Raw genomic sequence first — 12,820 nt, forward strand, 5'->3', positions numbered from 1 at the left:
AGAAAAAGATGTTAAACCACGAAGTTTAGTTGCTTGCCACGAACATGTTTTTTAACCTCTCCGCGATCATAGGCTAATTCACCATTGACAAAAACCTTGGAAACCTGGTGGCTGAATGTGGTTCCTTCAAAAGGAGACCAGCCACATTTGTAGAAAATATTTTCAGGACAAACCGTCCACGCTTTATCTGGATTAACCAAAACCAAGTCAGCATAATAACCTTCGCGAATATACCCACGGCGGTCGATGCGGAACAAATCAGCAGGTGCATGACACATTTTCTCAACAACTTTTTCTGCAGAAAGCTTTCCTTGTTTGACAAACTCAAGCATGGCAGTTAATGAATGTTGAACCAATGGCCCTCCTGAAGGAGCTTGAAAATAGGCATGTGATTTTTCATCGAGGGTGTGCGGGGCATGGTCGGTGGCAATCACATCGATTTTATCTGCCAGTAAGGCCTCCCAAAGAGCTTGTCTGTCAGTTGCCGATTTCACGGCTGGGTTCCATTTGATCCGGGTTCCGTAGGCGATGTAATCTTTCTCTTCAAACCATAAGTGATGAACACAAACCTCGGCGGTAACTTTTTTGTCTTTCACCGGGCCTGCATCAAAAAGCTGCATCTCTTCGGCTGAAGAAAGGTGAAGCACGTGCAAGCGCGTGTCGTACTTTCGAGCTAATTCTACGGCCTTGGATGATGACTTGAAACAGGCCTCGGCACTTCGAATTTTTGGATGTCTTGAGATTGGCACAATTTCGCCATATTTTTGACGGTAGATTTCGGTATTGCGTCGAATAATTTCTTCGTCCTCACAATGGGTTGCCACGAGTGTTGGAGCATTCCTGAAAATTTCAGACAGAGTTTTTTCATCGTCAACAAGCATATTTCCTGTTGATGAGCCCATGAAAACTTTAATTCCGCAAACTTTGGTCGGATCTGTTTTCAGCACTTCATCCAGGTTGTTGTTGGTTGCCCCCATGAAAAAGGAATAGTTGACAGCTGAAACTTCTGCTGCTCGAGCATATTTTTTGGCTAACTCAGCCTGAGTTGTAGCCTGTGGTTTCGTGTTGGGCATTTCCATGTAGGAGGTAACACCTCCAGCCAAAGCTGCCTGCGACTCAGTGGCAATTTCTCCCTTATGGGTTAGCCCTGGTTCGCGAAAATGAACCTGATCGTCGATCACACCCGGAATCAACAATTTCCCACTTCCGTCAATAACGGTTGCCTGATCGAGTATCTCTTGAGGGACTTCCTCTTCATTGAAGATCTGTTTGATCAGTTCATCTTCAATCAAAACACTACCGTTGAAACGTCTTCCTTCATTGATAATCGTGGTGTTGTGGATGAGTGTTTTCATAGTGATCGGGTTTTATTTTCTTATTTAAATTACGAAACCATAATTGAAAAGGCTACATTTCTGCAGCCTTATATTTTGATATTACAATTCGTTTGCTTGTGTAATTGTCCACAAAGAACGAGTGTTGACTGGTTTTTTATTGAGCTTGATAAGGTGGATATTTTTTAACCCAACTTCGGATTTTCATTTTTAAGATACCCCAAAGTGCTTCGTTAAAAATGCCTCCGCTCATTTTAGACGTTCCTTCCTGGCGTTCTGTGAAAATAATTGGAACTTCAACCAGTTTAAAGCCGTGTTTCCAGGCTGTGAACTTCATCTCAATCTGAAACCCATAACCTTTCAGTCGAATGTCATCCAGATCGATGGTTTCAAGCACACGGCGTGTGTAACACTTGAATCCAGCCGTTGTGTCCATGATTTTCATGCCAGTTACCATCCGCACATAAACGGACGCAAAGTAAGACATGAGTACTCGCCCAAGTGGCCAGTTAATCACGTTGATTCCTTTAATGTATCTGGAGCCAATAGCAACATCAGCACCTTCTTTATTGCAGGCTTTATAAAGGTTCTCCAGATCTTCAGGGGGATGGGAGAAATCGCAGTCCATTTCGAAAATGAAGTCGTAGCCATTTTCCAGAGCCCAGTTAAAACCTGTAAGGTAAGCAGTCCCAAGGCCAAGCTTCCCTTTTCGTTCGATCATATGCAGTTGACCGGAGAATTCGGATTGAAGTTTTTTTACGATGGCTGCAGTTCCGTCAGGCGATCCATCCTCAATAATTAAAATGTGGAAAGCGGATGGAAGCGAAAACACCTTCCGGACCATCTTTTCAACATTTTCTTTCTCGTTGTAAGTTGGAATGATTACCAGGTTCTTCATTTCAATTTAAAAATGATTAGTTCTAGATGCGAAAATACAGAAATTTAGTGCAGTATCGGGCACATTTAACAAAGATTGACTCTTTTTTTCAGCAGAAGAAGAATTCCACCTTCTTTTTTACATCATAAACAAGAATGTTTAAAATGAATGTAAAACGTAATTGAAGGCATTGGTAATGGATTGACAGGTGTATTCGTTAATCTTTCATGATTTCATTACTTTTAGCGGCAAAAAAGAATGAATTACACATTTGTGCCAATTGATCTGACGAATGAAACTCATGAAAAACAGTTACTGAGATTGCTGGATATTTACATGCAGGATGAGATGGGCAAGGGAGCTCCGATGAACCAGAATATGGCTCCAAAAATTATGAAAGGGCTTCGTACTTATTCTGGCTATTTGGGCTTTTTTGCAGTTGCCGACGGAGAATATGCCGCATTGGCCAATTGCAATCATGACTTTTCAACTTTTCAGGCCAAACCACTGATTAATATTCACGATTTTGTAGTTCATCCTGATTTTAGAGGAAAAGGAGCAGGTTTATTTTTGCTGGAAGGAATTGCAGCATTTGCTCGGGAGCATGGTTATTGCCGCATCAACCTGGAAGTTCGACATGATAACGTTGGCGCCCGGAAGCTGTATCAAAAAGCGGGTTACAACGATTGTGAACCACGTATGTATTTGTGGGAGAAAATTTTGTAATTTTTAAAAAGACGATTGACTTAGTCAGATCGGGGAACTGCTAATGATTGATATTGATTTAAATACGAGACTTAACAGTGGAGAGCCAAAAGCTTACGAAGAATTGTATGCTTTAATGAATCCCCGTTTGAAAAACTACTGCAAACTTTTTTTCAAAGATCTTGTGCTGATTGAAGATTTGGTGCAAAATGCGTTTGTGAAATTGTGGGAAAAGCGGGAAACAATTGACCCTGCAAAATCGGTGGAGAGCTTGCTTTTTACAATCACCCGTAACCAATGCCTGAATTACCTGCGCGATCAAAAATTGAATGGTGAGTCGCTAAGTATAGATGAGAAGCCCTGGAGCGATTTGCAACATTTGTATCAACTCGATTTTGAGGGACATGAAGGGCAGAAATTGGAGGAACAACTGCTGAAAGCTTTGAAAGAAGCAATTGATGAATTACCCGAGAGGCAGCATGAAATTTTGGTCAAGTGCAAAATTGAGGGGAAAAAGCAAAAGGAAGTTGCTCAGGAGTTGGGAATCACAATTAAAGCAGTTGAAAAAAGTTTATCCCTTTCTAAAAAACAACTTCAAACAAAATTGATGGCTGAGTTTGCTGAACTGGCCATTCTTATTGCACTTCTCCTGGAATAGCTTTAGGCTGATTCTTCCGATTCTTTTCTAGTTGCATCACAAAAAATGAGATTTTTTTAAAAAAGGTGGTAGGGTTTTTTTGTTTTTGGTGTATGTAATAGTGAAAAGCAATCAGTAATGGAGAAGAAAATCATTGATTATTTGGATGGAAAGCTCGGTGCTGAAGACCAGCAAGAGTTACTGAATTGGTTACGAGAGGAACAAGGCCTCGCTCAGTTTAACCAAGTCAAGGAAGCATGGTGGCAGGCGAAGCGGAAAAGCGCAAAAAATATTTCTTCGGATTTGAGTTTGTCGCGACTGAGCAATCGATTGTATGAAAAACAGCAGCTTGCCCGTAGTCGGAAGTTGGCTTCGCTCTATAAGTATGCTGCGGTTTTCTTGTTGTTGCTCGCCATCGGAAGTTCCGTTTTACTGCTGGTAAACCGCTCGCCGGAAATCCCTTTGCAGTTTACCGAGGTGAACACAGAGTACGGACAGGTTTCCAGTATTCTGCTACCTGATAGTTCGAAGGTCTGGATCAACTCAGGAACGAGTTTGGTTTATAATAATCATTACGGGATTGATAACCGGGATGTTGAAGTGAAAGGAGAAGCCTTTTTTGCTGTTGAAAGGAACAGAGGGCTTCCTTTTAAAGTTGATTTGGGCGAATTGCGTGTTGAAGTTACCGGAACCCGATTTGGGGTTTCCAACTACGACGACTCGAATAGCATGCATGTGGTTTTGGAGGAGGGATCAGTCAATGTGCAGTCCCAAACCAATCAATTATTGCTTCAGCTTAACCCGGAAGAGTTGGCCTTGTTTGATCGGAGGTCGATGCAACTTGGAAAAACCAAGGTGAATCCGGATTTATACACATCCTGGAAAGAAGGCATTATTCATATCTACAATCAGCCGTTGAGTGAATTGGTCTTAAAGCTGGAGAAACGGTATAATCAGCGGTTTGAGATCGATCCTGAGGCAGGCAACATTCATCTGACATTTAGTATTGAGAATGAGTCTTTAGCGGAGGTACTATCGCTGATTGAAAAAATTGCTTCGGTAAAAGCAGTTCAAAAAAATGAAATCATTCAAATTCAATATCAACCTAAAAAATAAACTATGAACTAAAAAGAAACAGGAAAGTGCGGTAACACTTTCCTGAGGTTAACAAGTCATCGGTAAATGACTGTGTATTTTATAAACCTTTTAAAATCAGAACAAAATTATGAAAAAAAAATCAGGAATTTGGGACGTTTTGTGCCCTTTTTTCGATGCTCAAACTGGAAGGATTATGCGACTTACATTTCTCTTTCTTTTCATCGGGCTGATGCAGGTTACTGCCAGCTCGTACAGCCAGACTGCGAAGTTGAAGCTTGACTTTAGCCAAACAAAGGTTAAAGATGTACTGGAAGCAATTGAAGAACAAAGCAAATTCAGGTTTGCCTACAGTTCTGAAATTGTTGATCTCAATCGACAAATCAATATTCGGATGGTTGATCAGGATATTGAAAGTGTGCTTGGTCAGGTATTTAAAGATACCAATGTAAAATACGAAATTGATGAACGTCATATCATTCTATACACGGCTGAAAATAGTGGTGTTCAACAGAGCCTAACAATTCAGGGAACCGTGGTTGATGAAGCAGGTGCCCCGTTGCCGGGTGTTACCGTTTTTGTGAAATCGACAACAACGGGAACGGTTACTGACTTGGATGGTGTCTATCAGTTAGCTGAGGTCAAGTCCGGATCAATCTTGGTGTTCTCCTTTGTGGGAATGCGCACTCAGGAGATTCTGATTAATAACCAAACAAGCCTGGATATTACTATGGTTGTGGATGCTATTGGTGTTGAGGAAATTGTGGCCATTGGGTATGGAAAACAAAAGAAAAGCGACCTGACCGGTGCGGTGTATTCTGTGAAAGCTGAAGAGCTGGAAACACTGCCGAATACCAACATCATGCAAGGACTTCAGGGAAAAGTTCCGGGATTGAACATTACCAATATCAAATCTTCTCCAGGCGAAGCGCCACGTCTGCGTATTCGGGGAGAGAATTCACTTTCTGCATCGAATAATCCCTTGATTATTTTGGACGGAATTCCGTTCGAGGGAAATTTGAATGATATTAACCCCGGCGATATTGAGTCTGCAAGTGTTTTGAAAGATGCATCGTCGGCAGCGATCTATGGAGCACGTGCAGCCAACGGAGTTATTCTGATCACAACTAAAAGAGGTAAAACCGGAAAAGTTCAGGTTAACTACCGCGGTTATTATGGTGTTCAGACTGTGGAAAATAAGTTGGACTTGCTGGATGGACCTGCTTACGTAAAGTTTTTGCAGGATTATAATGGCTTTTCAGGGAAAGAAGATTTGTCTCCTGAAAACTTATTGATGACTGATGAGCTTCCTCAATATAAAGCAGGTATTGAAACGGATTGGCAAGACTTGGTTTTCAGGGCGGCCCCTCAGCAAGATCATCAGTTGAGCTTGTCTGGAGGTAGCGACAAAACCAGTTACTACACTTCGCTTGGGTTTTTGAATCAACGTGGTATTGTCGAAAATTCAGGCATGAAACGGTACACCTTGCGTTCAAATGTTGATCACCAGATTAATGGGTGGTTGAAAACCGGGGTAAACATTCAGTTAACGAATAAAGATTTGGGAGGAAACTCACCGGGAATAACCAACGCCATTAAAATTAGTCCTTATGGACAGCTAAAAGATGAAAACGGGCGTTACACACACTATCCACAAGAACCTCAGACTTACTATTCTAATCCTTATGCTAATGATGGAGCAACGGTGGATAACGAAACCAAACGGGCTTTTGCCAATGTGTTTGGAGAGCTGACTTTGCCATTTATTAAAGGCTTGTCTTACCGCTTAAACTTAGGTTTTGATTACTACAACCGCGAATTTGGAAGTTACTATCCATCGTATACGCTTTCTGGTCGTCAACCGAATGGCTTGGCTAAAATCGAGAACTACAGCCAGGAGCGTTTGACTTGGGAAAATATCATCAAATACAAAGCTGATTTGAATGAACATCATTTTGATTTTACTGGACTTTACAGTCGTGAATCAGAAACTTACAAAGAATCGAAATTGGAAGGTAAGGGATTTGTGAATGATGATAACCTGTATCACTACATTCAGTCGGCCGAACAAAAAGACATTGAATCGAAGCTGACCGACTCAGAATTGGTTTCCTACATGGGGCGTATCAATTACAATTTTGCCAATAAATATTTCTTTACGGCTACTGGTCGTATTGATGGCTATTCTGGTTTTGGCGAGAACAACAAATACGGGGTTTTCCCATCACTTGCCTTAGGCTGGATTCCAACTCAGGAAGGTTTTATGCAGGATTCCGAAACCTTTGGTTTTATCGACTACATGAAATTGCGGGCTTCGTTGGGTGAAAACGGAAACATGGGAATTTCTCCTTACCAAACACTTGATTCGTTTGCTAACAGATACTATGTGTATGGCGATAACGAGACAACGGTTAATGGTTTGGTTATCTCTAAAGTTGGAAACCCTGACTTGAAGTGGGAAAGTACAATTACCTTAAACATCGGATTGGATTTCAACCTGTTTGCAAACCGCGTGTCGGGTAATATCGATGTGTATAAGAGTCAGTCGGATAATCTATTGATGTCCCGTCAGTTACCTGTAATGAATGGTTATACCAGCATTCTGTATAATGTTGGTAAAACCGAAAATAGAGGTTTGGAATTTAACCTGAATACGACAAACATTAAGCAGTCTGATTTTAGCTGGACAACCAATCTGAATTTCTCCATGAACCGGGACAAAATTGTTGAGCTTCGTGGAGATGGCAAAGATGACTTGGCTAACAAGTGGTTTATTGGAAAGCCTTTGCGTGTGTACTACGATTACAAGATGACTGGTATTTGGCAAAAAGATGATGATATTGCGAACTCGCATATGCCAAGTGCTCAGCCAGGAACTCCAATTATCAAAGATGTAACAGAAGATGGTAAGATTACTGGTGATGACCGTGAGATTATTGGCTCAAGACTTCCCGACTGGATTGGAGGAATGACCAACACCCTAACTTATAAAAACTGGACATTCTCAGTTTATGTGAACACGGTACAGGGCGTAACAAAAGAAAATACCTTGTTGGATCCGGGTGAGTGGTTGCCTGAAAAAAACACTAACTACCTGAATATTCCTTACTGGACAGAAGAACGTCCAAGCAATGAGTATGTAGCACCAGGTTACGATGAGAATGCTTTGGATCATAAATTCTACCAAGATGCAAGTTATGTACGGATTAAAGATGCCTCTTTAGCTTACAATTTCCCTCAGCACATGTTGAAAACCCTTGGCATTTCGAACCTGAAACTTTACGTGAGTGGAAAGAACCTTTACACTTTCACCAAGTGGGATGGTTATGATCCGGAGTCTGAAAAATCATTTGGACCTTATCCAAATTCAAGAACAATTATTTTGGGAGTGAACCTAGGATTCTAAATCAATAAAAACGAAAAAAATGAAAACGAGATATAAAATTTTATTGTTGTTGTTGGGGGCAATCATGGTATTTCCATCTTGTAACGATGACTATTTGAGCGAGAGCCCCAAAAGCTTTTTAGCACCCGAAAACACCTTTGTAAATACCAAAGGGTTTGAAACGGCATTGACAGGCTTGTATGTCCAGGTGCGGGATGAATGGGGCTGGTATGCCGGAGGTTTGACTTATGCGCCCATGTTTGCCGGAACCGATTTGAGTCTTGTGGCTAATGCTCATGCTCATATCTCTCCTTTCGAAGGTTATGCCGATAAAATTTACAGTACAACCACGATTGTAAAAGCTTATTGGAATTGGGGCTACAAAACCATCGGGAATGCTAACTTAATTATTGAAGCGGCCGAAAAGGAGAGTGTAAGCTGGGATAATGCAGGTGATAAAGCCCGCGTGCAGGCCGAGGCCCGTTTTATCAGAGCTTATGCCTATCGCACCTTGGTGACACTTTATGGCGATGTACCTATTGTTGATAAAGTGGAGAAACCATTTCGCTTGGATTATACACGCCAACCAGTTAGTGAAGTGTTAGATTTTATGATCCAGGATTTGAAATTTGCTGAAGAGAATTTGCCAACAGAAACTACCCAGGAAGGAAAGGTGGTTAAAGCGGCAGCACAACATATGCTGGCCGAAGCTTATCTGTATAACAACCAACCGGAATTAGCAGAACAAAAAGCCAAAGCAGTCATTAATTCAGGCGACTATCAACTAATGACTGAGCGTTTTGGAACTCAGGCTGGAGATCCGGGTGATGTATTTGCCGATTTGTTCCTGGAGCATAATCAGAATCGTGAATCAGGCAACTTGGAAACGATCTGGGCTATCCAACAAGAATATAATGTAAATGGTGGCGGTGCAGAACGTTATACCGATTGGTCACGCCGGACTTGGGGGCCTTACTATTCACGGATTCCGGGAATGCAGCTTTGTGACTCCCTGGGAGGTCGTAGTTTAGGGCGTTTGCGTCCGCTAAAATGGTGGATTGATTCCTACGAAGCACAAGATATCCGAGCCTCAAAATACAATATCCGCCGGGCTTATTGGTACAACGACCCAAGTCATGAGAATTACGGACAGCCAGTAGAAATGACTGAAGAACGTCAAGTTAGTGGTGAGCTTTATCCATCGACTACGAAGTTTTACTATGGAAAGACAGAGGATAATCCATCTTTCTTGAATAACCTGAAAGACCGGGTGAAAATTCGTTTGGCTGAAACTTACCTGATTTTGGCCGAAGCTCAGTTGAAACAAAATAAGCCGGGAGAAGCAGCAGCAAGTATCAACGTGGTTCGGGCACGTGCAAATGCAACGCCTGTAGCTGCCGGCGATGTAGATATGGACTACATTTTGGATGAACGCGCTCGCGAACTGTTTGGTGAATACCCTCGTCGTTTCACCTTGGTTCGTACAGGCAAATTGTTGGAGCGGGTTCGTTCGTTAAACCCGGTATCGAAAGAAACCATTCAGGAATACCATGTGAAATGGCCAATTCCCCAAACGGCAATTGATGCCAACTCTGGTGCTGAATTAACACAAAATGAAGGATACTAATTAACAGCATAGTTTCTTTTCTCTGGTAGTTATTCTATCGGAATAATTTTTCTCATTAAAATCCTGCGTCTCATAAGTGTAGACGCGGGATTTTTGCTTTTTCAGCTTGTTGTTGTGTTAGTAATGGGCTGGATTTCAATGTGAAATTGTCGTAACTTGTTTGGGAAAATCAAAATCAACAGCCATGGAAAAGTCAGTTTACCAGGATGCCCTGTGGTATCATAAGAAAGGCCGCCCCGGAAAAATTGAAGTTGTTCCTACCAAACCGCACGACACACAGTACGATTTGTCACTTGCCTACACGCCAGGAGTTGCTCAACCCTGTCGCGAAATTCAGCAAAACGAAGAACTTGCTTATGATTACACTTCGAAGGGAAACCTGGTGGCTGTTATTTCAAATGGAACGGCTGTTCTTGGTTTGGGGGATATTGGGCCACTTGCCGGAAAGCCGGTGATGGAAGGCAAGGGGATGCTGTTCAAAATTTTTGCGGATGTGGATGTTTTCGATATCGAGGTGAATGAAAAAGATCCGGATCGTTTGATTGAAGTGATCAAGGCAATTGCTCCAACTTTTGGAGGGATCAACCTGGAAGATATTAAAGCTCCCGAATGTTTTGAGATTGAAACCCGACTGAAGGAAGAGTTAGATATTCCGGTTTTTCACGATGATCAGCATGGAACGGCTATTATCTCAGGGGCTGGATTATTAAACGCCTTGGAGTTGAATGGGAAGGCAATTGACTCGATCCGGGTGGTGATCAATGGAGCTGGAGCTGCAGCCATTTCGTGTGCGAAGCTATATCTTGGTTTAGGAGTGAAAAAAGAGAATCTGGTGATGCTCGATAGCAAAGGGGTACTCAATGAGAAACGAACTGATCTAAATTCAGCAAAACAAGAATTTGTGACCAATGAAGCTTACTCCACCTTAAAAGAAGCGATGGTTGGAGCCGATGTTTTTCTTGGGCTATCGGTTGGGAATGTGGTATCAGGCGATATGGTGAAATCCATGGCGAAAGATCCCATTGTGTTTGCCATGGCTAACCCAACTCCGGAGATTAGCTACGAAGAAGCTACGGCAGCCCGACCGGACTTAATTATGGCGACTGGGCGAAGCGATTATCCCAATCAAATTAATAATGTGCTGGGCTTTCCATTTATTTTTCGAGGAGCTTTGGATGTTCGTGCCCGAATGATCAATGAAGAGATGAAGATTGCTGCAGTAAAAGCGTTGGCCGATTTAACCAAAAAATATGTTCCCGAGTTGGTCACCAAGGCCTATAATATGGAGAACATTGTTTTTGGTAAAGAATACATTATTCCTAAACCCTTGGATCCACGCTTGATAACAACGGTGGCTCCAGCTGTTGCCCGGGCTGCCATGGAGAGTGGCGTGGCTGCTCGCCCAATTACGGATTGGGAAGCCTATGAACGAGAGTTGGGAGCTCGCTTAGGCCTGGAGAATAAGTTGGTCATGACCATTTGCAACAAAGCTAAAAAGGCACCTAAACGAGTTGTTTTTGCGGATGCCAATAACCTGAAAATGTTGAAAGCAGCCCGCTTTGTCGTTGACCAGGGAATTGCCAAGCCCATTTTGTTGGGTAATCGGAAATTGATTGAATCTATTCAGAAAGAGAACAGGCTGGAGCTATCGGATATTCCGATAATTGATATTTTCCACGATATATCCGAAAGGCGTCGTATGAGATTGGCTGAAGTACTTTATGAAAAACGAAAGCGTAAGGGAATGACGCAGGAGGAAGCTGTTGAGAAGATGTACAACTATGATTATTTCGGTTGTGTGATGGTTGAAACCGGAGAAGCTGATGCGTTTATTTCTGGTTTTTCTCGGAAATATGCCGACACCATTCGTCCCGCGTTGCATGTGATTGGAACCAAGGAGGATTTTCATCACATTGCTGGGATGTATATTTTGCTGACGCAGAAAGGGCCATTGTTCCTGGCTGATACTACGGTTAACTCCGATCCCGATCCGCAGGTGATTGCCGATACGACGGTGTTGGTGGCCAATGAAGTGAAACGTTTTAAAATTGAACCACGCATTGCCGTATTGAGCTACTCCAATTTTGGAGCATTTAAAGGAAAAGGAAGTCCAGTGAGAGCGAAAGAGGCTGTTCGCATTTTGCACGAAAACTACCCGGACTTAGTGGTTGATGGTGAAATGCAAGCCAATTATGCATTGAATGGAGCTCTACGAAATCGAAAATTCCCATTCTGTAGGCTTGGTGATCAGGATGCCAATGTCTTGATTTGCCCGAACCTAAGTTCCGGGAACATTTTGTACAAAGTTCTGCAGGAATTGGGCACCGCAAAAGCCATTGGCCCTATTTTGTTGGGAATGAAAAAACCGATTCATGTCCTCCAAATGGAAAGTTCAGTCCGCGAGATTGTCAACTTGGTGGCAATTGCAGTGGTTGATGCTCAAGAGGCCGTTGAAGAATGATCGTTTAAATGAAAGCAGTAGCCTCTTTATGGAGTGACTGCTTTTAGCCCAATAATGGACGCAATGAGGATTGCCAGGAAAAAAAGTCTCCAGAAATCGGCTGGTTCTTTAAAAAAGAAAATGCCAACCAATACTGTTCCGACAGCTCCAATTCCGGTCCATACGGCATAGGCTGTTCCAATGGGTAATTCCTGAGTCGCTTTGACTAGTAAAAACATGCTGATGGCTAGGCATAGCAAAAATCCCAGGTACCAGTAGGTAGCAACCAACCCTGCGGCATCTTTAGCTTTGCCCAGACAAAAAGCAAAACCAACTTCAAACAATCCGGCAACGACCAATAAAATCCAATTCATCTTTATTAACAATTATTCTAAAAAACAACAAGGTGAAGATATTGAAAGTTTTTAGGAGGAAAAGACAAAAGGCCGGAAGTTGATGGTATTTTAACTCGAGGCCTTTAGCTTTAGTTATTCTTCAGCTACTTGGTTGGAACTGTTTTCTTGTTCTTCGAGAAGACTAAGAATTTTAGGGCGTGAAGCTTTGATTTGACCATAGTCAAGGTGCAAGGTGGTGTGCGATAGATTTCTTTCATAGCTGAATAGCTTTGTTTATTTAGTTTTCAAACATAGAGATCACGGAGTTTCTTGTTATTTCTTTTGTTGTTTTAATGGATTCTGGAAAAATCATGAACAAGTTCGA

General features: G+C 42.2%; 9 protein-coding genes. 6 read left to right on the top strand and 3 right to left on the bottom strand.

Annotated elements, in window-relative coordinates; genetic code table 11:
• Window positions 1-11: 11 nt before the first annotated feature.
• Complete coding sequence (locus tag BM156_RS19935) at window positions 12-1,355, bottom strand: dihydroorotase (protein WP_093921669.1); 1,344 nt, start codon at window positions 1,353-1,355, stop codon at window positions 12-14.
• 136 nt (window positions 1,356-1,491) lie between these two features.
• Window positions 1,492-2,232, bottom strand: coding sequence for a polyprenol monophosphomannose synthase (locus tag BM156_RS19940; RefSeq protein WP_093921670.1), 741 nt, complete (start codon window positions 2,230-2,232; stop codon window positions 1,492-1,494).
• A 237-nt stretch (window positions 2,233-2,469) separates the two neighbouring features.
• Here BM156_RS19940 and BM156_RS19945 point away from each other — a divergent pair, with 237 nt between their 5' ends.
• The 6 genes from BM156_RS19945 to BM156_RS20970 all read left to right on the top strand — a co-directional run bounded on the left by BM156_RS19945 (window position 2,470) and on the right by BM156_RS20970 (window position 12,121).
• Window positions 2,470-2,937, top strand: a complete 468-nt coding sequence (locus tag BM156_RS19945) for a GNAT family N-acetyltransferase (protein WP_093921671.1) — start codon at window positions 2,470-2,472, stop codon at window positions 2,935-2,937.
• Between the two features lie 43 nt (window positions 2,938-2,980).
• The gene (locus tag BM156_RS19950; RefSeq protein ID WP_093921672.1) at window positions 2,981-3,574 is read left to right on the top strand and encodes an RNA polymerase sigma factor; all 594 of its coding nucleotides are present in this window, start codon (window positions 2,981-2,983) and stop codon (window positions 3,572-3,574) included.
• A 117-nt stretch (window positions 3,575-3,691) separates the two neighbouring features.
• Complete coding sequence (locus tag BM156_RS19955; RefSeq protein WP_093921673.1) at window positions 3,692-4,669, top strand: FecR family protein; 978 nt, start codon at window positions 3,692-3,694, stop codon at window positions 4,667-4,669.
• Window positions 4,670-4,844: 175 nt separating this feature from the next.
• A complete protein-coding gene (locus BM156_RS19960; protein ID WP_170847028.1) occupies window positions 4,845-8,054 on the top strand; it encodes a TonB-dependent receptor in 3,210 nt (1,069 codons plus the stop codon).
• 19 nt (window positions 8,055-8,073) lie between these two features.
• A complete protein-coding gene (locus BM156_RS19965) occupies window positions 8,074-9,660 on the top strand; it encodes a RagB/SusD family nutrient uptake outer membrane protein (protein ID WP_170847029.1) in 1,587 nt (528 codons plus the stop codon).
• 184 nt (window positions 9,661-9,844) lie between these two features.
• Window positions 9,845-12,121 carry an NADP-dependent malic enzyme gene (locus tag BM156_RS20970; protein ID WP_093921675.1) on the top strand — a complete coding sequence of 759 codons (2,277 nt, stop codon included), beginning with the start codon at window positions 9,845-9,847 and terminating at the stop codon, window positions 12,119-12,121.
• Window positions 12,122-12,147: 26 nt separating this feature from the next.
• Here BM156_RS20970 and BM156_RS19975 read toward each other — a convergent pair whose 3' ends face one another.
• A complete protein-coding gene (locus BM156_RS19975; protein WP_093921676.1) occupies window positions 12,148-12,474 on the bottom strand; it encodes a DMT family transporter in 327 nt (108 codons plus the stop codon).
• Window positions 12,475-12,820 lie beyond the last annotated feature (346 nt).

The organism is Sunxiuqinia elliptica, assembly GCF_900113005.1.
In the GTDB taxonomy this organism is placed as follows: domain Bacteria; phylum Bacteroidota; class Bacteroidia; order Bacteroidales; family Prolixibacteraceae; genus Sunxiuqinia; species Sunxiuqinia elliptica.